This is a genomic window from Paracoccus sp. MBLB3053 (assembly GCF_031822435.1).
GTDB classification, from domain to species: domain Bacteria; phylum Pseudomonadota; class Alphaproteobacteria; order Rhodobacterales; family Rhodobacteraceae; genus Paracoccus; species Paracoccus aurantius.
This window is the reverse complement of sequence record NZ_JAVQLW010000001.1, coordinates 2,220,296-2,241,443: the sequence shown is the minus strand read 5'-3', so window position 1 is coordinate 2,241,443 and position 21,148 is coordinate 2,220,296. Positions and strand designations below refer to the sequence as shown.

Here is a 21,148-nt window from a genome sequence, read left to right as displayed (position 1 = left end):
TGCACCGCTCTCTTTGGCAAAGTGGATACAGCGAAGCAGGCCGGACTGTCAAAAGGCAAGGCCGGATCAGGGGCAGAAAAGATCGTTGGTGAGTCCGAAGATCATCAGTGCCAGCACCGCAGCCATGCCCAATGCAGACAAGATATCCAGGACGCGGTCCGAGGGACGACGCCCGGCAACCGCCTCATACAGGTAGAACATCAGGTGGCCGCCATCCAATACCGGGACAGGCAAAAGGTTGAGAAAGCCGATCGCGGCCGAAAGCACGGCGATCCACCAGATGAAATCGCTCCCCCCTGCCGAGGCTGCCTGACCAGTGCTTTCCGCGATGGAAATCGCCCCGCCCAGATTGCAGCTGCCGATCTGTCCTGAGATCATCGCCCAGAGGCCCGAAACCGAGGAGGCGATGATGTCCCAGGTGCGATTGACGCCAAGTTCCAGCGCTTCGCCCAGCCCGGTCGAGCGCGTCGCCGGATCGAAATACGTGCCTCCGCCGGTGACACCGATCATCCAGCGCTTCTCATAGCCGGTGGCGGTCGGAAGATCCTGTTCGCGCGGAATAAGGGTGTAATCCGCCTCTCCGGCACCTTCGCGCCAGACCTGCAAAAGCAGGGCACGGCCCTGCGCCGCCTCGACATGCTCGCGCAATTCGTCAAAGCGCGAGACGGGCTTGCCGTCGATGGCCAGAATGACATCGCCCGCCCGCAAGCCTGCCGCCGCGGCGGCGCTGCGAGGTGCGATACCGGTCAGCAGCGCTGGCATCGGATCAGGGCCGGGAACGATCAGCTCCTGCCCAGCACGGCGAACGGTCCATTCGTGCGATGGCCGTGGCTCCAACGCCTCGGCCGTTTTTGCGAGATCGGCCCAGGACCCTACCTGATGATTGTCGATCGCAATGATCCGGTCACCCGGCTGAAGCCCGATCTCGATCCCCGGAGGTGTCGCCCGCAACACCCCGACCTCGGGTTCATCCACCGGCATCCCGTGCCATAGCGCGACCCCGCCGAAAACGAGGATCGACAAGATGAAGTTGAAGATCGGCCCGGCTGCGACCGTCGCGAAACGCGCCCAGAGCGGTGCGCCGGGCAGGCTTTGCCGCGCGAGTTTCGTATCGACCGCCTCGCCTGAGCCGGCGCTGGCAGCATTGCTGTCACCCAGGAAGCGGACATAGCCCCCCAGGGGAATCGCCGCGACCTGCCAGACCGTCCCGCGTCGGTCGCGCCAGGAAAAAAGCTGCGGACCAAAGCCAAGCGAAAACACCTCGGCCTTGATGCCGGACCAACGGCCGACGATGTAATGGCCGTATTCATGGACGGTGACGATGATCGACAGCGCCAGGATGAACGCGCAGACTGTCCAGATCAGACCACCGAGTTCAGCGATCAATCCCATCATGCCGCACCTGCCGAACAGGCCGCATTCCGCCGCCCCATTTCATCCCATGCAAGAACATCATCCAGCCCTTTCGGGCTGGTTCCGAAGCCCTCTTCGCGGGCGCACATCTCAAGCGCGCGCTCGACTGCCGCCGCCATGTCGGTGAAACCGATATGACCGGCGATGAAATCGTCAAGCGCCTGTTCCTTGGCGGCGTTCAGCACGGCGCCGGCGGCACCTCCCGCACGGATCACCTCGCGCGCCAGTCGAAGCGCCGGCCAACGCTTTTCGTCGGGCGCTGCGAAAGTCAGGTTGCCGATCCGTGCGAGGTCCAGCGCCGGAACTGGCAGGGCGGCGCGCTTGGGCCAGTTCAGCGCATAGCCGATGGCGTGACGCATGTCCGGAGCCCCCATATGCGCAATGCTGCCACCGTCAGCATGGCTGACGAAGGCATGGACGATCGATTGTGGATGCACCAAGACCTTGATCTGCCTGTCATCCAGCCCAAAGAATTCATGCGTCTCAATCACTTCCAGCGCCTTATTGAACATCGAGGCACTGTCGATCGTGATGCGCTGACCCATCGACCAATTCGGATGACAGGATGCCTCCGCGACCGTCGCACGTGACAGACGCTCGATCGGCCAGTCTCGAAACGCGCCGCCCGAGGCAGTGATGGTTACGCTCTCGACACAATCGAGATCTTCACCGTTAAGGGATTGAAAGATAGCCGAATGTTCGGAATCGACCGGCAGGATGCGGGCCCCGTTCCGCTGCGCCTCAGACATCACGAGACGTCCTGCCGCGACCAGGCTTTCCTTGTTCGCCAGCGCAAGCGTCCCACCGCGCCGCAGGACCTCAAGTCCCGGTGGAAGCCCCGCCGCACCGATGATTGCCGAAAGGGTCCAATCCGCCGGGCGCGCCGCAGCCGCGGCGATCGCATCTCTCCCGGCCGCGGCCTCGATGCCTGATCCGGCCAGCGCGTCGCGCAGCTCGGCCAGCTTCCCGGGGATTGCGGTTACCGCGATCTCGGCACGCAGGGCGCGCGCCATTTCGGCCAGCCGCGCCACGTTCGCCGCACCGGTAAGCGCAACGGTTCGATACGCATCCGGCCCGCCCGACCGCATGAGAAGGTCAAATGCGCTTTCGCCGATGGAGCCGGTGGCCCCCAGCACGGTCACGCTGCGCATGGTCTTAGCCTCCGATTATCGGCAAGAGATGGAGGAGCATCAGCACGAAGGCAAGCAGAAGCGCGCCGCACATCGCATCGAAACGATCCATGACGCCGCCATGCCCCGGGATAAGCTGCGAGCTGTCCTTAACCGCAACACGGCGCTTGAGCCAGCTTTCCGCAATGTCGCCGAACTGACCCGCGAGTGCCAGAAGCGGCCCGACGAGCAACACCCCCAGGCTCGCATTTCGGCTGAGGACAAGGCCTGCCGCCAGCAGAAGCGCTCCGACCCATCCTGCGACGGTGCCGCTCCAGGTCTTCTTGGGGCTCAGCGAAGGCCAGAACCGCGGCCCCCCGATCCTGCGGCCGACAAAATAGCCAAGGATGTCGGATTGCACGACCGTCGCGACCACCCAAAACAGCGTCGCAAGCCCCATTTCCTCGCGCAGGGCGACAAGCCCGTAACCCGCGCCGAAGATCGCGATGGTGAATAGGGCATAGGGCACGCGCTCATGTGCATGCGTTCCGGGAAGACCCGCCAGCACCGGAACGGCAACCAGCAGAAACGGTAGATTGCCCGGCACGTTCAGCATGGTCACAAGGACGATGGCGCTGAGCGAGCCGATCAGTACGGGATGGCGCGGGCTGTGGAACTGGGGAAAGCGCCAGGCCGTCAGCCGCGCCAGTTCCCAGCTCATCAGCCCGACGATTACCGAAACTCCAAGCCGGAGCCACAATCCCGAGGAAACGAGAAGCAGTATTCCGACCAGAAGCAAAGGTGCCCCTGCGCCCAACCGCTTGCCCAGATCAGCCCAGTTTCCCGATTTGAGCCTGTCCACCAGGCGCCCGCGCGAAGGTTCCGTGCCGGTCATGCGCCGCCGAAGCGCCTGTCGCGCAGACTGTAGCGATCAAGGATCTCACCAAGGTGCTCGGGCGTGAAATCCGGCCAAAGCGTGTGCGAGAATTCATATTCCGAATAAGCGGCCTGGAAGGGCAGGAAATTCGACGTGCGTGTCTCACCCGATGTGCGGATCACCAGATCCGGGTCGGGATGCCCGGCCGTGTCGAGGCATGACGCGAAATCGGCCTCGGTCGGCCTCTGGACCTCGCCCCGCGCGATGCGTTCGGCCAGACGCGCGGCGGCACGCACCACCTCGTCCCGACCGCCGTAATTGATCGCGACAGTCAGGTTGAGACGGGTATTCATCGAGGTCCTGGCCTCGATCCCTTCCATCAGCCTTTGAAGCTTTTCGTCGAGCCTTTCGCGCCCGCCGATGAAGCGCATCCGCACACCTTCTGCGGCCAGGCCATCGGCCTCGCGTTCGATGTAGCGTGCAAAGATGCCCATCAGTCCAAGCACCTCTTCAGTGGTGCGCTTCCAGTTCTCGGTCGAAAAGGCATAAAGTGTCAGCCAGTTCACGCCAAGATCGGGGCAAGCCCGAACGATCTGCTTGACGCGCTCGGCGCCGCGGCGGTGGCCGACAAGCCGCGGCCAGCCCTTGTTGACGGCCCAACGGCCGTTACCGTCCATGATGATGGCCACGTGGCGAGGCCGGATATCCCCACCTTGGGCACGGGACAGGCTGGCTGCGGGATCTGCCATCTGGATCAGACCTGCATGATTTCGGCCTGCTTGGCCTCGAGCGCCTGATCGACCGAGGCGATGACCTTGTCGGTCAGTTCCTGCACCGCGCCTTCCCAGAACTTCTGGTCATCTTCGGACATGCCCGACGATTTGGCCTTCTTGATCTGGTCCATGCCGTCGCGTCGAACGTTGCGAACCGCGACGCGCGCATGCTCGGCATATTGGGCGGCAACCCGGGTCAAGTCGCGGCGACGCTCTTCGTTGAGCTCGGGGATCGGCAGCATGATGATCGTGCCATTGAGCTGGGGGTTGATCCCAAGACCCGATTCGCGGATTGCCTTTTCGGCCTTCGAGACCAGCGCCTTGTCCCAGATGTTGATTGTCACGAGGCGCGGCTCGGGCACGTTCACCGTCCCGACCTGGTTGATCGGGGTCGGCGATCCATAGGCATCCACCATGATGGGCTCGACCATGCTGGCCGAGGCGCGGCCCGTGCGCAACGAAGCGAATTCGTGGCGCAGGGACTCGATGGCGCCCTTCATCCGGCGTTCCAGGTCGTCGATATCGATCTCAATTTCGTCGGACATGCTCGATCATGGCCTTCTATGCTGTGGTTTTCAGCGCTTTTAGCCGAGCAGCGCCGCCAAGGCAAAGCCTATGCGGGGATTTTAGCCGTGAACACGCGTATAGGTGCCCTCGCCCGCAAGGATGCCACGGAAGCCGCCGGGTTCGTCCAGCGAAAAAACGATGATCGGCAAGTCGTTGTCCCGGGCGAGCGCGATGGCAGAAGCGTCCATCACGCCAAGATGTTTCTGCAAGACCTCGTCGTAGGAGACGTTATCGTAGCGCTTGGCGTCGGCATGCTTCTTGGGGTCCTTATCATAGACGCCGTCGACCTTGGTGCCCTTGAAGATTGCCTCGCAATTCATCTCGTTCGCGCGCAGCGTCGCAGCGGTATCGGTGGTGAAATACGGGTTTCCGGTTCCGGCCGCGAAGATGCAGACGCGCTTCTTCTCAAGGTGACGGACGGCACGGCGGCGGATATAGGGCTCGGCCACCTCATCCATGCGGATTGCCGAAATGACCCGGGTGTGGATCTTGAAGGATTCAAGTGCCGCCTGCATCGCCAGCGCATTCATGACGGTTGCCAGCATGCCCATGTAATCGGCGGTCGCACGCTCCATGCCCTGGGCGCTGCCCTGAAGACCGCGGAAGATATTGCCCCCGCCGATCACCATGCAGATCTCGACCCCCATGTCATGGACCGACTTGACCTCTTGCGCGATGCGCGCGACCGTCGGCGGATGCAGGCCGTAGCCCTGGTCACCCATCAGCGCCTCGCCCGAGATCTTCAGCAGAACACGGGAATATTTTCCGGCTTGCGGGGTTTTTTCGGACATCAGAAGGGGAACCTTTCACGGGGGTGTTTCATTGGCGCGCAAAATGTCGCAAACAGGGCGCATGTTCAACCGCCAGAGCGTGCGGGCAAAGTGACGCAGCCCCGGGAAATTCTTTCGACTATCTCCGCAGACAAGCATGTGCTGATCGCAGGACCCACAGCAAGTGGAAAATCCGCGCTGGCGATCGCGCTTGCCCAAGGACAGGGCGGCGTCATCGTCAATGCCGACGCACTCCAGGTCTGGTCCTGCTGGCGGATCATCTCTGCCCGCCCCTCTATCCAGGACGAGGCGGAGGCTCGGCATCTTCTTTACGGGCATATGCAGCCCGGTGCGCCCTATTCCGTGGGCCAGTGGCTGGATCAGGTGGCCGAGATCCTGAGCGGTGGGGAAAGGCTCATCGTCGTCGGCGGCACGGGTCTTTATCTTCACGCCCTTTCCAACGGTCTGGCCGTCATTCCGCCCGTTCCTGATGACATCAGGGCCGAAGGCAATGCGATCATCGCTTCTCCGGACGGCATGTCCCGCATGGTCGCTGCCCTCGATCCACGAACCCATCAGCGGATCGACCTGAGAAATCCTGCACGCGTTCAGCGGGCCTGGGAGGTCTTGCGCGCGACCGGACGGGGGATCGCCGACTGGCAGGCCGAAACCGGACCCGCGCTGATCCCCCCTGCCGCAAGCGAACGGATCGTCCTGAACAGCGACCGCGACTGGCTCGCCGAACGCATCGATCGCCGATTTCGCCTGATGATGCAGCAAGGGGCGCTTGAAGAAGTTCGCGAAATGCTGCCTCATTGGGAACCGACTGCCCTTTGGGCGCGCGCCATCGGAGCGCCGGAACTTGTTGCCTACCTGTCCGGCGACATGAGTCTCGACGAGGCGGTGGAACGCGCTATCATCGCTTCAAGGCAATATGCGAAATCGCAAAGGATATTCTTCCGGGGCAGAATGAAGGACTGGAGACAGATCCCGATCGGCCCTGCTGCCTGACTGCAACAGCTTCACGGTTTATCAACCTGTGATTGATAAATCTCTGGACCGAATCCGAGGTCGGCCTAGCATTTTCTGCGACGGCTCCAGAAAGGCGTTCCATGATCCATTCGTTGCGCCCACAGCAGAACCCCGATGTGCCGCACGAAGCGGCCACAAGGGAAAGGCTCGCCACGGCGGCCATAAACGCGCCGCGCGTGCAGGAACCCCCGCGGATGGACCCGCGATTGCCCCAGCCTGTCGAACTTGGCGAAGACACGGATTCCAAGGCACGGATTCGCGTCTTTTCAAGCGGAAAGCCTGAGGCCCTGCCGCGCCCCGCGCCAGGCGATGGATTGCGTCTCATGCCGCTTGAGGGGTTTTTCTGGTCAGGACCCCTGCTGGGACGTCATGAAGGGCTGGCCTGCGCGGCTGCCCCTCGGGTCCGCGGAGATCATGTCATCATCCTCGTGACCGAGGGCGGCTGCTCGATCGACCTGCCCAAGAAAAGGCATCTGGTCTCGGCTGGACGCATCGCCTTCATCCCAGCGGGAACGGCCTTTTCCACGAAGCCGCCCCCTGGGGTACGTGGCTGGGCGCTGCTCGTTCCGGTGCAACTGGCCCAAGGACTGCCCGACCCGCTTCCCCATGGTTTTCGTTGCGGCTTTCCCAACCCTGCGGACAGGCCACTGCTTGAGCCGGCAATCGTCTCGCTTGGGCAAGGAAGTCCGCGCAGTTCGATCGAAACGAAGGCCACGGCCTTTCAGATCGGGCTCTTGACCCTTGCGCTGTCACGGATCGTCGGCGTGCCTGAGGTACAGGACAGTCATGCACGCCGATTGGACGAGGCCCGGCAGCTGACCGAGCGGTTCCTGTCCGTCGCAGCCGAAAACCTGGCCCAGGGCTGGACCATCGCCGAACTTGCAGGGAAACTCGAATGCACCGTCGCGCATCTGGATCAATCCTGCCACGACAGCCGCGGACGTTCGGCGTTGGAACTGCTTTACGACCTGCGCCTGCAGAGGGCCGCGGCACTTTTGCGCGGCAGCGACATGAGTTTCGAGCATATCGCGCTTGAGCTGGGATATAGCGGGTTGGGACATTTCCTCAGAACATTCGCCGCGTCGACCGGCCGAACACCGGAATCGTTTCGAACGGACGGCCACAGCGCGGTCCTTGGCGACTGAGCCGCAGCCAGGGTTCAACGTCCCGCTGGCGCCCCTTTCAGGATAGTCGGCGCTGTCCGGCCCGGTCATGGGTCAAAGAGTTCGCCCAATTCTCGGCTACGTCTCGGAGACCGCGCGACCATCATGACCTATCGGGCCTTTCGCCGGGCCAGTTTCCGCCCTGAACGTCGCTAATTCCCGCTTCCTTCGTCGCCGACTGCCAATTCGGCCTCATCCCGCCCACGAAAACCTTGCGCGACGACAAATTTCTCTGACGAATCCGAACGGCTCGCCGGCGGCTTCACGTTCGCGACCTTTCGGAAACGGCGCTTGAGCAGCGCCTGCATTTCGTTTTCGGCGCCGCCCGCCAGCACCTTGGCCACGAAAGTCCCGCCCGGTTCCAGCACGTCGAAGGCCAATTCAAGCGCTGCCTCGATCAATGCGACGATGCGCAGGTGATCGGTGCCCTTGTGGCCAGACGAGGCAGCGGCCATGTCGGACATGACCACATCGGCATATCCGCCCAGCCATTCCTTGACCTTGTCGTCGGCCCCGTCGGACAGGAAATCCAGCTGATGCAACTCGGCCCCGGCGATCGGCTCGACCTCCTGCAGATCGACGCCCAGAACACGGCCGATCTTCTTGCCCGATTTTTCCCCCAGCGCATTCACCCGCCCCACGGCGACCTGGCACCAGCCGCCCGGGGCGCAGCCAAGATCGACAACCCGCGCACCCGGAACGAGAAAGCGATACTTGTCGTCCAACTCAAGGATCTTGAAGGCGGCGCGGCCACGGTAGCCTTCGCGCTTGGCACGGGCCACATACGGATCGTTCAACTGCCGTTCGAGCCAAAGCGTGCTCGACAGTTTCCGCCCCTTGGCGGATTTCACGCGGACCCGCAGATCGCGCTGTCCTCGGCCCGAGCTCTTGCGCCCGGCACCTGGTTTCTTGCCTTCGGTCATCTCATGCTACCCCGTTCAGTCCGTCGGGGGCGAGCACCCCGTCCTTCACCATTTGCGCATATAGCAGCCCTTCGCGCAGACCGCGATCCGCAACTGACAGCCGTGTCGTCGGCCAGACACGCATCAGCGTCTGCAGGATCGCCGCCCCGGACATGATCAGCGCATGTCGCTCACGCCCGATTCGTGGATCGGCACGACGGCCCTCGGGCCCGAGCGAGAGATAATCCCGAATCACGCGGTCGATCTGGACAGAGGTCATTGTCAGGCCATCAACCTTGGTCCTGTCGTAACGGCGCAGGCCGAGATGGCTGGCCGCGACCGTGGTCACGGTTCCCGAGGTGCCGATCACCTGGAAGTTCTCTTCGACCTTGTAGGTCAGGGAATAGGGGCTGAAGTCTGACAGCATCTCTTCGAAATGCCAGGACATCAGGGCGAAACGCCCCTCATCTTCCTCGACATCATCGAACTGGTCGCGCAGCGTCGCCACGCCCAGCGGCACGCTGATCCAGTCGACGACGCGAGCCCCGCCCGGCTGGGGGTTCCGAAAGCCGTCGGCCAGCCGCATGATGGCCCTTGGGCGTTCAGTCGGCTCGACCTCCTTCAGGTCGATCCAGACAAGCTCGGTCGAGCCGCCACCGATATCCACGACCAGCAACTGATCGGTGCGGTGGCTTACCAGGGGCGCACAGGAAATCACCGCCAGCCGGGCTTCTTCCTCGGCATTGATGATCTCGACCGGCAGGCCGGTTTCGCGCCGGATCATCCGCAGGAAGTCGCGACTGTTCCGCGCGCGGCGACACGCCTCGGTCGCAACCAGGCGCATGCGGGTGACGTTATGTGTCTCGAGCTTGCGACGACACACCTGCAAGGCATGCACTGTGCGCGCCATCGAAGAACGCGACAACCTGCCTGATGCTTCCAGCCCCTGCCCCAATTGGACAGGTTTTGAAAAGCTGTCGATCACCTGGAACTGACTGCCCGTGGGTCGGGCAATCAGCATCCGGCAACTGTTGGTGCCAAGATCCAAGGCCGCATATAGCGGCCCGTCCTCGGCCGGGCGGGTGACGAAGGGCTCGACCGTGTTTCTCGGGAACGCGTCCGCACCCGCAGGACGCCTGGGCGCCATGTCACGCCCTCCGATTACTAGTTGAAAATAGGTTAACCTGCGCCCCATTCCGGTTCAAGGGGCTGCGGTCAGTCTGGCACTCGACACGGACAACCAGCGGAGGTATCCCAGCCACATGATCGTGATCACAGCTCTTATCATCGGCGCCGCGATCGGCTGGTGGCGCGCCGGCAAGCTCGGCGGTACGCGGGCCGACCGGATTCAATATGCCGCCGTCCATGCCATGGGACTTGCGGTTCTTGGCGTTTTTCTGATCGTGCTGTTGGGAAGGCTGGGCTAGGCCGATGTTCCGCCCCTTTCTCGAAAGCCTGCGCCGACACGGAGTGCCAGCCAGCCTTCGAGAATATCTGGATCTGCTGGCAGGTCTTGAGGCGGGGCTTTCCGACTGGACAACGGATGGTTTCTACCATCTCGCCCGCGCGACACTCGTCAAGAATGAGGCACATATCGACCGCTTCGACCGGGCGTTTTCCGAAGCCTTCGCAGGTCTTGAGGAAATTCCCGTCGAAGCCCTGGTGGACGAGATCTCGATCCCCGCGGAATGGCTTGAGAAGCTTGCCGAAAAGCTGCTGACACCCGAAGAGCGCGCCGCGATCAGCGGGCCGGGAAGCTTCGAGGAGTTGATGAGGCGGCTGCGCGAGCGGATCGCCGAACAGAAAGGTCGCCATCAGGGCGGCAACAAGTGGATCGGCACGGCGGGAACGTCGCCATTCGGGGCCTATGGCTACAATCCGGAAGGCGTCAGGGTCGGTCAGACGGAAAGCCGTCACCGAAGCGCGGTCAAGGTCTGGGACAAGCGAGAGTTCCGGGATTTCGACGATTCCGTCGAGCTAGGGACACGCAATATCAAGGTTGCCCTCAAAAGGCTTCGGCAATGGGCGCGCCAGGGGGCGGCCGAGGAATTGGATCTGCCCGGGACGATCCGCGCCAGCGCCGAACACGGCTATATCGACGTCCAGACCCGGCCCGAACGCCACAATGCCGTCAAAGTGCTACTTTTCCTCGATGTCGGCGGATCGATGGATGAACATTCGCGCCTTGTGGACGAACTGTTTTCGGCCGCGAGGGCGGAATTCAAGCATCTTGAGCATTTCTACTTTCACAATTGTGTCTATGAGGCCGTCTGGAAGGACAATCGCCGGCGCTGGACCGAAACCACGTCAACCTGGGAAGTGCTCAACCGCTTCGGGCGAGACTACAAGGTGCTTTTCATCGGCGATGCCTCGATGTCCCCCTATGAGATCGCGATTGCCGGCGGCGCGAATGAGCATTGGAACCCCGAATCGGGTGAAACCTGGCTGCGGCGGTTTCGCGAGACCTGGCCCGATCATGTTTGGCTGAACCCCGTGCCGGAACGGCTTTGGCGTCATACCCGCTCGATCGAGATGATCGACGAGATCTTCGATGGCCGCATGCAGCCGCTGACGCTCGAGGGCCTGACGCGGGCGATGCGGCTCCTTGGCTGAGACGGAATTCGGCACCATATCCATTCCATGCTGAAGCTGACACCCATCATCCTGATCCTGCTTTATGCCGCAGCGATGTGGTATTTTTCGCTCTGGCGGCTGAAGGCCGAGTTGAATGCGAAATCTTCGCCCCTGGACCATCCGCGCCTGCTGCCGATGCTCGAGCGGCTGGGAAAGGCGATGGATCTGCCACCTGTCAGGGCGCATGTCTACGAAATCGCGCCGATCAATGGCCTTGCCGCGCCGGATGGCAGGATCTTCCTCACGCGCGGTTTCCTGGACAAACTAGATCAGGGACAGGTGACAGAGGCCGAACTCGCCTCGGTCGTGGCCCATGAGCTGGGGCATGTGGCCCACGGGCACGCCCGGCGGCGAATGGTGGATTTCGCAGGGCAAAATGTCATACGGATGGTTCTCGCGGGCGTTCTGGGGCGATTCCTGCCCGGGATCGGCGCCTGGATCGCGGGTATTGTCGCAACTGCCGTCGCGGCTCGCCTGTCACGCGGCGACGAGTTCGAAGCCGATGCCTTCGCGACAGCGCTGATGGTCAAGGCCGGACTGGGGACCGAGCCCCAGAAAAGCCTTTTTCGCAAGCTCGAGAAATTCGCCGGAGCCAGCACGACGACCCCTGCATGGCTGATGTCCCATCCCAAGATCGATGCCAGGATCGCGGCAATCGAAAAACTTGAAACAAGATGGGGTATGGCCTGACTTGCCCATGGCCGCGATTGGACTATTCTGCGGACGCATAGCTCATGAGATCCAATGACCAGCACTTTTCGGCGCCGCGTCCTTTACATTCCAGGCTACGATCCGATCCCACCCCGCCGCTACCGCGAGCTTTACAAGCGCGAGGGCAGCGATCAGGCGCGTATTTCGGGTTATGCGCTTGAGTTTGGCGCCCGACGTGACCGCAATGGTTTCGGTTGGGGGGTAAAGGGGAATTTCGACGGGGCTGCAACCGAAGCCGAAATCGAAGTCTTGCTATGGGCCGATATCGTTCAGGGCTCGATGGGCCAGTCGATTGCCGCGACCTACCTTCAGCTTGCGCGGACGGCTTGGGCCTATATCGGCTCGGGCGCGCTTTTCCGGCTGATGCGGCTGAGGCGCGGCCCGGTCCTGGCCGCGCTTTATCCTGTCCTGGTGCTGCTTGCGCAGCTTTTCTCGAGCATGCTTGTCGGCGCGCTTGTCGGCTGGGGGATCGGGCGGCTGAGCGGGTTGGATTGGTGGATCGGCCTGCCCGTCATGCTTGCGATCACATGGGCCGGGCTGAACCTTTGGCGCAAGTATGACGGCAAGGTTTTCGCCTATTACCTGATGCATGACTATGCCTTTACCGCCGCAAGCCTGGGCAGCTATCCGCCTGCGCTGAATGAAAGGCTGTCGCAATTCGCCGACCGCATCGCCGCGGTCCTTGCCGATGAATGGGACGAGGTGCTGGTCGTGGGGCATAGTTCGGGCGCCTATCTTGGCGTCTCGGTCCTTGCGGAACTGATCCGTTCGGGCCGCGTGCCGGCGAATGGGCCGAAGCTGTCCTATCTTTCGCTCGGTCAGGTCGTCCCGATGGCCTCGTTCCTGCCCAGGGCAAACCAGCTTCGGGCCGATCTGCGCTATCTCTCGGCGCGCGATGAACTCGCGTGGGTCGATGTCACGGCACCAGGCGACGCCTGTTCCTTCGGGTTATGCGATCCGGTCTCGGTGTCAGGTGTCGAACCTGCTGATCGCAAACATCCGCTGATCCTATCGGCCGCGTTCAAGCAGACGCTTTCGGCAGAAAAGCAGAAGGAGCTGCGCGGCCGTTGGTTCAGACTGCATTTCCAGTACCTCTGCGCTTTTGATCAGCCCGGCGACTACGATTATTTCGCGATCACCGCAGGGCCGTTGACACTGCAAGACCGCTTTGCCGGAAGGCAGCATTCACCGGGCCGCATCGCCCGCGCCGTGAACGGCTGGACCGCGACATGATCCCGCCCAAACCTCGGCCGCGCGAGGGCAAGGGCTCGGTCTGGCGCTTTATTCGCGAGTTCCGGCGCGACATCCTTTCAGCACAATCGGACCGGCTTTACCGCGCCTGGATGGCCGAATTCCGCGGCCCCTTCATCCACAGCTTCACCTGCAACGACCCCAGTCTCGTGGATATGGTGCTGAAGCGCAGGCCGATGGACTTTCCCAAATCTCCACGCATGGCGGCGGGGTTGCAGCCCTTGCTGGGGAATTCCAGTTTCATCTCGAATGGGGCGACATGGCTGCATCAACGCCGCATCATCGACATCGCCTTTGAGCGTGGGCGCGTGCGCGAAGCCTTCCCCGCGATGCATGATGCCGCCGAAGCCGTGGTCGAAAGGCTGGCACCGCTTGCCGACGGAAGCGAGATCGATATCGAACCCCATACCAGTCATGTCGCTGCAGATGTGATCTTTCGCACCCTTTTCTCGATCCCGATCGAGCATGAAACGGCGTCGCAGGTCTTTGAATCCTTCCGCGAACATCAGGACGCGCAGCCCATGGTCAATCTGGGCGGACTGATCGCCCTGCCCCGCTGGGCGCGGTATCACAATCGTCGCGTGCGCCACAGCGCGCGCCGCATCCGTCGGCTGATCAAGACGCTTGTTGCGGAACGCGCCGCAGACATCGACGCGGGTACAGCGCCCCAGGACCTCGCGACCAAGATCATGACCACGCCCGACCCCGTCACGAACGAGGTCTTCACGCCGCGCGAGATGATCGACGAGGTTGCGACCTTTTTCCTGGCCGGGCACGAGACCGGCGCTTCGGCGCTGGCCTGGTCGCTTTATCTTCTTTCAGGCAGCCCATATTGGCAGGAAAAACTGGCACGCGAAGCCAAGACCCACCTTTCACGCGACTTTTCCTGCGTGAAGCGGCTTGAGACCGCGCGCGCTGTCTTCCGCGAGGCGATGCGGCTTTACCCCCCTGTTGCGATGACCGTGCGCCAGTGTCGCCACCAGGAAACCCTGCGCGAACGCCGGGCGCCGAAAGGCGCGCAGATCGTTCTGTCACCGTGGCATCTGCATCGCCACCAGAAGCTCTGGGATAATCCCGACGGATTCGATCCGGGGCGCTGGGACACGCCAAACGGTCAAAGCTGCATGCGAGATGCCTATATGCCCTTCTCGCAGGGGCCGCGATCCTGCCCCGGTGCAGGCTTCGCGATGATCGAGGGTCCATTGCTGCTGGCGGCGATCGTCAGGGACTATCGCCTTGAAGAACCGGACAAGCCCCCCGTTCCCGTCATGCGCCTGACGCTGCGGGGCAAGGACGGAATTCATCTTCGCTTGCACAAGCGCTGAACCGTCAACTTCAGGGGCGATGGGAAAACCGCCCCTGAGGTCGTCTCAGAGCCGGTAGATGCCCGAAAACTTTTCTTCGAGATAGTCGAGCAAGGGCGCCTCGCTCACATCGCTGCCTGTCGCATCCTCGATCAGGTCACGCGGCGGATATAGCCCGCCATGACGCTGCATGTTCTCGCGTAGCCATTCGACGGCGGGGGTCGCATCCCCCTGAGCAAGATATCGGTCTAGATCGGGCACGGCTTCTGCCATTGCCTTGTTCAGGCAGCCTGCATAGACGTTGCCAAGCGCATAGGTCGGGAAATAGCCGAAAAGCCCCACCGCCCAGTGAACATCCTGCAGAACGCCGTTGGCGGGCCGATCGACGGCAATTCCGAAGTCCCTGAGGAAGCGGGCGTTCCACGCCTCGACCAGGTCCACCGTATCCAACCGACCAGAAATCAGGTCGCGCTCCAGATCAAAGCGCAGCATGATGTGGAGGTTGTATTGCACCTCGTCTGCCTCGGTGCGGATATAGCCCGGCGTCACGCGGTTGACGGTCGCATAGAACCCTTCGGCATCCGGGATCGAAAGACCGTCGAAGGCGTCCGACATGCGCTGGTAGAGCCAGCCCGTAAAGGCAGCTCCCCGACCGATCTGGTTTTCATAGATCCGGCTCTGGCTTTCATGTGCGCCCATCGAGACGCCCCGGCCGAGCGGCGTGAAGGCGTAATCGTCGTCGATCCCCTGTTCGTAGCTGGAATGTCCAACCTCGTGGATCGTCGAATAAATGCAGTTGAACGGATCTGTTTCAACCACGCGCGTGGTGATCCGGCTATCCTGCCAGCGCCCCGAACTGAAGGGATGAACCGCAATGTCCATTCGACCGCGCGCCCAGTCATAGCCGAAGGCCGTCGCGCAGCTGCGCGCCAGACGCAACTGGGTTTCCTGAGCGAAATGGCCGCTCAGGGCGGAGGGCTGGAACTCGGCCCCCAGCACATCCTCGCGCAAGGTGACAAGGCGCGGTCGCATGGAATCGAACAGGGCCGCGATCTGCGCCTGGCTTGCGCCCGGCTCGTAATCGTCGAGCAATGCGTCATAGAGATCGCCACCATCGGCTAGGGCCGAGGCTTCCTCGCGCTTCAGCATCAGGATGTCACTGAGGACAGGCAGAAAATCATCGGGCGCATCATTGGCCCGCGCATCGGCCCAGACGCCCTGCGCAAGTGAGGTCTGGCGTGCGATCTCGGTCGCAAGGCGCGCCGGAACCCGAGATGCGCGACGGAAATCGCGCGAGATCAATTCAAGAATGCGCTGATCTTCGGCATCCTGCGGCTCGGCCTGTTCCAGCCATTCGCCCAACCGGGGATCGGTCCGGCGTTCATGCAATACCGCTTCCATTGCCGCCATTTCCTCGGCGCGCTGCTCGGTCGCACCGCGCGGCATGACGGTCTCCTGATCCCAGCCCAGACGTTCGGCGACGGAACTCAGCGCCTCGGTCTGGCGCTGAAAGGCGAGAAGATCGTCGAAAGCGCTCATCTGGCAGTTCCCCGAACCGAAGTTTCATATGGATAGCGCGCGTGATGACGGGCGCGCAGGATCATCGCGAACAGCGCGACCGCACCGATCTGGTGCGCAAGCGCCAGCGGCAAAGGCGAGGCATGGAGCACGTTCATGACCCCAAGAAGGACCTGCACGGCGAGGGCCGCGATCATGACGAAATAGGCGCCGCGCGTCACGGGATGCGGCGAACGGCGCGAGCGCAGGAACACCACGACGGCAAAGATCGTCAGAAGATAGCCGGTCATGCGGTGGATGAACTGGACGAGCGCCGGATTCTCGAAGAAGTTCCGCCAGCCGAGCGCGGCATCCCATATGGCCGAGGGTATCCATTCGCCCCCCATGGTGGGCCAGCCGGTATAGGTCCGTCCCGCATCAATGCCCGCGACAAGAGCCCCCAGCAGGATCTGGACGAAGGCCAGATGCAGAAGCCCCGTGGTCATCGAGAAGAGCTTGTCTTCACCCGCACGACGCGACCGCATGAGCTGCGCCTCGGGCCTCGACAAGGCCAGCGCCCACCAGGCGATCAGCCCCAGAATGGCGAAAGCGATCCCCAGATGGATCGCCAGCCGATAGGAGGCAACGCGCACCATTTCGCCCGAAAGGCCGGAATGCACCATCCACCAGCCAATGGCGCCCTGCGCCCCGCCAAGGGCGCCCAGCAACAGCAGGCGCGGCGTCCAACCGGTGGGGATCTTCCTTGTGGCAAGGAAGAAGACGAATCCGACGGCCCAGACCAGTCCGATCAGGCGGCCCAGCAGCCGGTGCGACCATTCCCACCAATATATCTGCTTGAAACCGGCCAGATCCATGTCCGGATTGACCTCGGAGAATTGCGGGATCAGCTTGTACTTGTCGAATTCGGATTGCCAGGCAGTCTGATCCATTGGTGGCAATGCGCCCGTCACCGGCTTCCATTCGGTGATCGACAGGCCCGAGCCGGTCAGACGCGTCGCGCCGCCAAGGGCGATCATCGCCACGACCAGAACGAACATCACCATCAGCCAGATTCGGATCGCACCGCGTGCGCCACGGTTTCCGGCATCGATCATGCCGCCAGAGGGTTGCGTCTGGCGTGGCGTCGTTTCGGTGACTTCCTGAAAGACGGGGCGTCTTGCCATGTCAGCTTCCTTGTCGCTGGACCAGACCTTGACCGGCCTTGGTCCGGAAATCAATCAATCGCGGCGGGTCAATTGCCGCAGCATGCCGTGGAAGATCCGTGTGTCGGCGCGGGTCAGCGGCAGGCGCGACCAAAGGTTGCGCAACGTCAGCTTCATCGCGGGCGCCTTCTCGGGCGGAAAGAAGAAGCCATTGTCCTGCAAGCGCTCTTCCCAGTGATCGGCAAGCTTCTCGATCTCGATCCGGGTTGCGGGTATTTCACCATCCGGACGACGGCCATGCGGCGCGGGCTGTGCCGGCAACTGTTCGCGCGACCATTCGTAACCGTTGAGCAGGACGGCCTGCGCGAGGTTCAGCGACGGGAAGTCCGGGTTCACGGGTACCGTGATGATCGCGTTCGCCCGTGCGACATCGTCGTTTTCCAACCCGGCGCGTTCGGGGCCGAAGATAACTGCGACGCGCCCTCCCTGCCCGACGCGTTCCCTTGCGTCGGCCATGGCGCTGGCAGGCGTCAGCACGGGCTTTGTCAATTCGCGGCCGCGCGCCGTGGTGGCATATGCGTAGTCGATATCGGCCATGGCCTCGGCAAGCGTCGGGTAAACGCGGGCCTGATCAAGCACCTTACCCGCCGCGCCCGAAGCCATGGCGATGGCCTTGGGGTTCGGCCAACCGTCGCGTGGCGCAACGAGTCGCATATCGGTCAGTCCGAAATTCAGCATGGCGCGAGCCGCCGCGCCGATGTTTTCGCCCATCTGCGGGCGCACGAGAATGATCGCTGGTTCCATGTTTGCCGCCATATCGCCGCCGCGACCTACTGGCAAGCCGCGCGGCACTGCGCTATCTGCAGGACTGAACACAGGATGACATCGCCATGACAGACCAGCCGAACACGCCTCAACTCTACCTGATCACTCCGGTCGGGGCGGCAGCCTCGACGGTGGGGCCATTGCTTGCCGATGTCATGGACCGCTTCCCGGTCGCCTGCCTGCGCATCCCCGGCGCCGGAACCGAGGAGGATCTTGGGCGACTGGCGGACCTTGCCCGCGAAATCGCGCATGCCCGCGATGTCGCCGTCGTCATCGACGATCACGTGCAGCTTGCGCTGCGCCACGGGCTGGATGGCGTTCACCTGACCGACGGTCCACGCGGCATTCGCCATGCCCGCAAGGAACTGGGCGCCGACGCCATTGTGGGCGCCTATTGCGGGGCCTCGCGTCACGACGGCATCAACGCGGCCGAGGCCGGTGCGGATTACGTCAGCTTTGGGCCCTGCGGCTCGACCGCGCTTGGTCATGGCGATATCGCGGAATTCGAGCTTTTCCAGTGGTGGTCCGAGATGATCGAGATCCCGGTGGTGGCCGAGGGTGCCCTGACGCCGAGCCTCATCGCGCAGCTTGCCCCGGTCAGCGACTTCATCGCGCTTGGCGCTGAGATCTGGTCCGAGGACGACCCAGCCGAGGCACTCGGCAATCTCTGGCGCTGATCGCGGTACCTGTTGGCAGGCTGACAAAGCCAAGGAAGGGCAATCTTGCCGCAATGAAGCCAACCGTCACGCGGTTCGGGCAGTCAGGCCCTTGCGAATGGCATGGACGCGGCCTAAAGGCGGTCCATGACACAGCATCAGCGCCTCCTCATCATCGACTTCGGCTCCCAGGTCACGCAGCTGATTGCGCGGCGCCTGCGCGAGTTGAACGTTTATTGCGAAATCCACCCCTTCAACACGGTGGATGACGCCTTTCTCAACGACTTCGCCCCTCAGGCCGTGATCCTGTCGGGCGGACCGGCTTCAGTGACCGAGCCAGAATCTCCGCGCGCGCCGCAAAGCCTGTTCGACCTTCAGGTTCCGGTCTTCGGTATCTGCTATGGCCAGCAGGTCATGATGGAGCAGCTTGGCGGACGGGTTGAATCCGGCCATCACGCCGAATATGGCCGCGCCTTCATCGCGCCCGCCGAGGGTCACAAGGGCGACGGCATCTTCGCAGGTCTGTTCGATACCGGCCGCGAGGAAGTCTGGATGAGTCACGGGGACCGCGTGACGCAACTGGCGCCGGGCTTCGAGGTCATCGGCACCTCGCCCAACGCGCCCTATGCGATGATCGCCGACGAGGCGCGCAAGTTCTTCGCCGTGCAGTTCCACCCCGAGGTGCATCACACCCCGAATGGCCGCATCATGCTGGAGAACTTTGTCCGCATGGCGGGCTTCACCGGCGACTGGACCATGGCCAGCTATCGCGAGGAGGCGGTCCGCAAGATCCGCGAGCAGGTCGGCGACAAGCAGGTGATCTGCGGCCTGTCGGGCGGCGTCGACAGCTCGGTCGCGGCGGTTCTGATCCACGAGGCGATCGGCGACCAGCTGACCTGCGTCTTCGTCGATCACGGCCTGCTGCGCCTCAATGAGGCCGACGAGGTCGTCACGATGTTCCGTGACACCTACAACATCCCGCTGATCCATGCCGACGAAAGCGACCTGTTCCTGGGCGAGCTGGAGGGCGTCTCGGACCCGGAGGTCAAGCGCAAGACCATCGGCAAGCTTTTCATCGACGTGTTCCAGAAATACGCGAATCAGATCGAGGGCGCGGAATTCCTGGCCCAAGGCACGCTTTATCCTGACGTGATCGAAAGCGTTTCCTTCAGCGGCGGGCCCTCGGTCACCATCAAGTCGCACCACAACGTGGGCGGTCTGCCCGAGAAAATGGGCCTTAAACTGGTCGAGCCCTTGCGCGAGCTGTTCAAGGACGAGGTCCGCGCGCTGGGTCGCGAACTGGGCCTGCCCGAGAAGTTCATCGGCCGCCACCCCTTCCCCGGTCCGGGTCTGGCGATCCGCTGCCCCGGCGAGATCACCCGCGAGAAGCTCGAGATCCTGCGCAAGGCAGATGCGGTCTATATCGACCAGATCCGCAAGCACGGGCTTTACGACGAGATCTGGCAGGCCTTCGTCGCGATCCTGCCGGTGCGCACTGTGGGCGTGATGGGCGATGGGCGGACCTATGACTATGCCTGCGCCCTGCGCGCGGTCACTTCGGTCGATGGGATGACGGCGGATTACTATCCCTTCACCCATGAGTTCCTGGGCGAGACGGCGACGCGGATCATCAACGAGGTCAAGGGCATCAACCGCTGCACCTATGACATCACCTCGAAGCCGCCGGGCACGATCGAGTGGGAATAACCTTTTTCTGCCCGTTACGGCAGAAATCTTGACTTCAAGGGCCGCGGGAACCGACCTCCTGCGGCCCTTTCGTCTGAAGTCACGATCCTCCGCAAAGGCCGGAAACCTGACGAAAAGTTCAGCTATCGGTCCGCGATACGGCGTGTTAATTGATTGGTCAGTCAACAGTAGCTTGTTACCTTGTTCACACGAAGCTGCCCGGCAAAGCCGGGCAGTTTTGTCGTTTCAGGGCCATCGCTCTGGCGGAACCGGCCCCCGAACGTTGCACCTCCCCCCTGCGCAACAGCGTGAAATCGCTCGCATACTGGCCGCGACATCCGAGTTGAGCCGAGGAGCAAGAAATGCCGAACAAAGCATCCGTCAGTGGCATCCTAGTGGACGCCACGCTTTCCCCAATCGCAGCCGGCAAGATCGTGGCGACCCTGAACGGATCAGACATGTTCGAGGGGGGGCTGCGGATTGTGACCCAGAAGGTCGAGGCCACGACGAACCAGAGCGGTGAATGGTCCGTCGACCTGATCGTCAATGGCGAAGGCGAAGCCGCAACGACCAGTTGGACGATCGAAGGCTACAATCAATTCGTCGTAAAGGTTTTCGAATCGAAGTCGCTGTTCATCGCCTCGCCTTTGCCCGTTTCGCTTGGCGAGCTGGAAAAGACCAGCGGGCAAAACCAGAAGGCCGCGAAGGATGCCGGCGCGGCAAGGTTGCTCGTCGTGTCACGCTTTGCCGAATACGAAGAACTGCCCGCCGCGCAGAAGCGGCATAATGACATTATCCTGGTGAAGGGGGACTGA

General features: G+C 62.6%; 21 protein-coding genes. 10 read left to right on the top strand and 11 right to left on the bottom strand.

From position 1 onward, the window contains the following. Nucleotides 1-66: 66 nt before the first annotated feature. The 6 genes from rseP to pyrH all read right to left on the bottom strand — a co-directional run bounded on the left by rseP (nucleotide 67) and on the right by pyrH (nucleotide 5,530). Nucleotides 67-1,392: an RIP metalloprotease RseP gene (gene rseP, locus RGQ15_RS11185; RefSeq protein ID WP_409201318.1), complete on the bottom strand. Its 1,326-nt coding sequence runs from the start codon at nucleotides 1,390-1,392 to the stop codon at nucleotides 67-69. Next, entirely contained in the window at nucleotides 1,392-2,564 is a 1,173-nt protein-coding gene (gene dxr, locus RGQ15_RS11180; RefSeq protein WP_311160298.1) for a 1-deoxy-D-xylulose-5-phosphate reductoisomerase, read from the bottom strand. The genes rseP and dxr overlap by 1 nt, the downstream gene beginning before the upstream one ends. A gap of 4 nt (nucleotides 2,565-2,568) precedes the next feature. After that, nucleotides 2,569-3,417 (bottom strand): phosphatidate cytidylyltransferase, encoded by an 849-nt coding sequence (locus tag RGQ15_RS11175; protein ID WP_311160297.1) that lies wholly within the window; start codon nucleotides 3,415-3,417, stop codon nucleotides 2,569-2,571. Continuing rightward, nucleotides 3,414-4,148, bottom strand: coding sequence for a polyprenyl diphosphate synthase (gene uppS, locus RGQ15_RS11170; protein WP_311160296.1), 735 nt, complete (start codon nucleotides 4,146-4,148; stop codon nucleotides 3,414-3,416). Before uppS ends, RGQ15_RS11175 begins: the two co-directional genes overlap by 4 nt. Nucleotides 4,149-4,153: 5 nt before the next feature. Next, complete coding sequence (gene frr, locus RGQ15_RS11165; protein ID WP_311160295.1) at nucleotides 4,154-4,717, bottom strand: ribosome recycling factor; 564 nt, start codon at nucleotides 4,715-4,717, stop codon at nucleotides 4,154-4,156. 81 nt (nucleotides 4,718-4,798) lie between these two features. Continuing rightward, complete coding sequence (gene pyrH, locus RGQ15_RS11160) at nucleotides 4,799-5,530, bottom strand: UMP kinase (RefSeq protein WP_311160294.1); 732 nt, start codon at nucleotides 5,528-5,530, stop codon at nucleotides 4,799-4,801. Nucleotides 5,531-5,620: 90 nt separating this feature from the next. Between pyrH and miaA the strand changes: the two genes are divergently transcribed. Together miaA and RGQ15_RS11150 are read left to right on the top strand one after the other, a co-directional pair. Further along, nucleotides 5,621-6,520 (top strand): tRNA (adenosine(37)-N6)-dimethylallyltransferase MiaA, encoded by a 900-nt coding sequence (gene miaA / locus RGQ15_RS11155; protein WP_409201317.1) that lies wholly within the window; start codon nucleotides 5,621-5,623, stop codon nucleotides 6,518-6,520. Between the two features lie 101 nt (nucleotides 6,521-6,621). Continuing rightward, nucleotides 6,622-7,686 carry a helix-turn-helix transcriptional regulator gene (locus tag RGQ15_RS11150; RefSeq protein ID WP_311160292.1) on the top strand — a complete coding sequence of 355 codons (1,065 nt, stop codon included), beginning with the start codon at nucleotides 6,622-6,624 and terminating at the stop codon, nucleotides 7,684-7,686. Nucleotides 7,687-7,856: 170 nt separating this feature from the next. Here the strand turns inward: RGQ15_RS11150 and RGQ15_RS11145 are convergent, their stop codons facing one another. After that, entirely contained in the window at nucleotides 7,857-8,627 is a 771-nt protein-coding gene (locus RGQ15_RS11145) for an RlmE family RNA methyltransferase (protein WP_311160291.1), read from the bottom strand. Nucleotide 8,628: 1 nt separating this feature from the next. After that, entirely contained in the window at nucleotides 8,629-9,753 is a 1,125-nt protein-coding gene (locus tag RGQ15_RS11140) for a Ppx/GppA phosphatase family protein (RefSeq protein WP_311160290.1), read from the bottom strand. A 115-nt stretch (nucleotides 9,754-9,868) separates the two neighbouring features. Between RGQ15_RS11140 and RGQ15_RS11135 the strand changes: the two genes are divergently transcribed. The 5 genes from RGQ15_RS11135 to RGQ15_RS11115 are packed head-to-tail and all read left to right on the top strand — an operon-like array spanning nucleotide 9,869 to nucleotide 14,527. Further along, nucleotides 9,869-10,033: a hypothetical protein gene (locus RGQ15_RS11135; RefSeq protein ID WP_311160289.1), complete on the top strand. Its 165-nt coding sequence runs from the start codon at nucleotides 9,869-9,871 to the stop codon at nucleotides 10,031-10,033. Nucleotides 10,034-10,037: 4 nt separating this feature from the next. Then, a complete protein-coding gene (locus tag RGQ15_RS11130) occupies nucleotides 10,038-11,219 on the top strand; it encodes a vWA domain-containing protein (protein WP_311160288.1) in 1,182 nt (393 codons plus the stop codon). A gap of 27 nt (nucleotides 11,220-11,246) precedes the next feature. Further along, nucleotides 11,247-11,930, top strand: a complete 684-nt coding sequence (locus RGQ15_RS11125) for a M48 family metallopeptidase (RefSeq protein WP_311160287.1) — start codon at nucleotides 11,247-11,249, stop codon at nucleotides 11,928-11,930. A gap of 54 nt (nucleotides 11,931-11,984) precedes the next feature. Continuing rightward, entirely contained in the window at nucleotides 11,985-13,184 is a 1,200-nt protein-coding gene (locus tag RGQ15_RS11120) for a hypothetical protein (protein ID WP_311160286.1), read from the top strand. Next, nucleotides 13,181-14,527 (top strand): cytochrome P450, encoded by a 1,347-nt coding sequence (locus RGQ15_RS11115; protein WP_311160285.1) that lies wholly within the window; start codon nucleotides 13,181-13,183, stop codon nucleotides 14,525-14,527. The genes RGQ15_RS11120 and RGQ15_RS11115 overlap by 4 nt, the downstream gene beginning before the upstream one ends. 45 nt (nucleotides 14,528-14,572) lie before the next feature. On the opposite strand, the gene RGQ15_RS11110 is transcribed toward RGQ15_RS11115, so the two are convergent. From RGQ15_RS11110 to RGQ15_RS11100, 3 genes are read right to left on the bottom strand one after another with little or no spacing between them, the layout of a single operon-like run. After that, nucleotides 14,573-16,045 (bottom strand): carboxypeptidase M32, encoded by a 1,473-nt coding sequence (locus RGQ15_RS11110; protein WP_311160284.1) that lies wholly within the window; start codon nucleotides 16,043-16,045, stop codon nucleotides 14,573-14,575. Continuing rightward, nucleotides 16,042-17,187 (bottom strand): heme A synthase, encoded by a 1,146-nt coding sequence (gene ctaA / locus RGQ15_RS11105; protein WP_311160283.1) that lies wholly within the window; start codon nucleotides 17,185-17,187, stop codon nucleotides 16,042-16,044. The genes RGQ15_RS11110 and ctaA overlap by 4 nt, the downstream gene beginning before the upstream one ends. A gap of 54 nt (nucleotides 17,188-17,241) precedes the next feature. Continuing rightward, nucleotides 17,242-17,982 (bottom strand): RNA methyltransferase, encoded by a 741-nt coding sequence (locus RGQ15_RS11100; protein ID WP_311160282.1) that lies wholly within the window; start codon nucleotides 17,980-17,982, stop codon nucleotides 17,242-17,244. Between the two features lie 74 nt (nucleotides 17,983-18,056). On the opposite strand from RGQ15_RS11100, the gene RGQ15_RS11095 reads away from it, so the two are divergent. The 3 genes from RGQ15_RS11095 to RGQ15_RS11085 all read left to right on the top strand — a co-directional run bounded on the left by RGQ15_RS11095 (nucleotide 18,057) and on the right by RGQ15_RS11085 (nucleotide 21,148). Continuing rightward, nucleotides 18,057-18,668: a thiamine phosphate synthase gene (locus tag RGQ15_RS11095; protein WP_311160281.1), complete on the top strand. Its 612-nt coding sequence runs from the start codon at nucleotides 18,057-18,059 to the stop codon at nucleotides 18,666-18,668. A 126-nt stretch (nucleotides 18,669-18,794) separates the two neighbouring features. Further along, nucleotides 18,795-20,354, top strand: a complete 1,560-nt coding sequence (guaA, locus tag RGQ15_RS11090) for a glutamine-hydrolyzing GMP synthase (RefSeq protein ID WP_311160280.1) — start codon at nucleotides 18,795-18,797, stop codon at nucleotides 20,352-20,354. Between the two features lie 341 nt (nucleotides 20,355-20,695). Continuing rightward, complete coding sequence (locus RGQ15_RS11085; protein WP_311160279.1) at nucleotides 20,696-21,148, top strand: hypothetical protein; 453 nt, start codon at nucleotides 20,696-20,698, stop codon at nucleotides 21,146-21,148.

What these genes read in the sequence shown, in the direction of transcription:
- RGQ15_RS11120 (WP_311160286.1), top strand. Translation starts at nt 11,985, where the DNA reads ATGACCAGCACTTTTCGGCGCCGCGTCCTTTACATTCCAGGCTACGAT.
- RGQ15_RS11150 (WP_311160292.1), top strand. Translation starts at nt 6,622, where the DNA reads ATGATCCATTCGTTGCGCCCACAGCAGAACCCCGATGTGCCGCACGAA.
- RGQ15_RS11175 (WP_311160297.1), bottom strand. Translation starts at nt 3,417, where the DNA reads ATGACCGGCACGGAACCTTCGCGCGGGCGCCTGGTGGACAGGCTCAAA.
- RGQ15_RS11140 (WP_311160290.1), bottom strand. Translation starts at nt 9,753, where the DNA reads ATGGCGCCCAGGCGTCCTGCGGGTGCGGACGCGTTCCCGAGAAACACG.
- rseP (WP_409201318.1), bottom strand. Translation starts at nt 1,392, where the DNA reads ATGGGATTGATCGCTGAACTCGGTGGTCTGATCTGGACAGTCTGCGCG.
- RGQ15_RS11110 (WP_311160284.1), bottom strand. Translation starts at nt 16,045, where the DNA reads ATGAGCGCTTTCGACGATCTTCTCGCCTTTCAGCGCCAGACCGAGGCG.
- ctaA (WP_311160283.1), bottom strand. Translation starts at nt 17,187, where the DNA reads ATGGCAAGACGCCCCGTCTTTCAGGAAGTCACCGAAACGACGCCACGC.
- RGQ15_RS11135 (WP_311160289.1), top strand. Translation starts at nt 9,869, where the DNA reads ATGATCGTGATCACAGCTCTTATCATCGGCGCCGCGATCGGCTGGTGG.
- RGQ15_RS11145 (WP_311160291.1), bottom strand. Translation starts at nt 8,627, where the DNA reads ATGACCGAAGGCAAGAAACCAGGTGCCGGGCGCAAGAGCTCGGGCCGA.
- RGQ15_RS11130 (WP_311160288.1), top strand. Translation starts at nt 10,038, where the DNA reads ATGTTCCGCCCCTTTCTCGAAAGCCTGCGCCGACACGGAGTGCCAGCC.
- frr (WP_311160295.1), bottom strand. Translation starts at nt 4,717, where the DNA reads ATGTCCGACGAAATTGAGATCGATATCGACGACCTGGAACGCCGGATG.
- RGQ15_RS11095 (WP_311160281.1), top strand. Translation starts at nt 18,057, where the DNA reads ATGACAGACCAGCCGAACACGCCTCAACTCTACCTGATCACTCCGGTC.
- RGQ15_RS11125 (WP_311160287.1), top strand. Translation starts at nt 11,247, where the DNA reads ATGCTGAAGCTGACACCCATCATCCTGATCCTGCTTTATGCCGCAGCG.
- RGQ15_RS11115 (WP_311160285.1), top strand. Translation starts at nt 13,181, where the DNA reads ATGATCCCGCCCAAACCTCGGCCGCGCGAGGGCAAGGGCTCGGTCTGG.
- RGQ15_RS11100 (WP_311160282.1), bottom strand. Translation starts at nt 17,982, where the DNA reads ATGGCGGCAAACATGGAACCAGCGATCATTCTCGTGCGCCCGCAGATG.
- RGQ15_RS11085 (WP_311160279.1), top strand. Translation starts at nt 20,696, where the DNA reads ATGCCGAACAAAGCATCCGTCAGTGGCATCCTAGTGGACGCCACGCTT.
- dxr (WP_311160298.1), bottom strand. Translation starts at nt 2,564, where the DNA reads ATGCGCAGCGTGACCGTGCTGGGGGCCACCGGCTCCATCGGCGAAAGC.
- guaA (WP_311160280.1), top strand. Translation starts at nt 18,795, where the DNA reads ATGACACAGCATCAGCGCCTCCTCATCATCGACTTCGGCTCCCAGGTC.
- uppS (WP_311160296.1), bottom strand. Translation starts at nt 4,148, where the DNA reads ATGGCAGATCCCGCAGCCAGCCTGTCCCGTGCCCAAGGTGGGGATATC.
- pyrH (WP_311160294.1), bottom strand. Translation starts at nt 5,530, where the DNA reads ATGTCCGAAAAAACCCCGCAAGCCGGAAAATATTCCCGTGTTCTGCTG.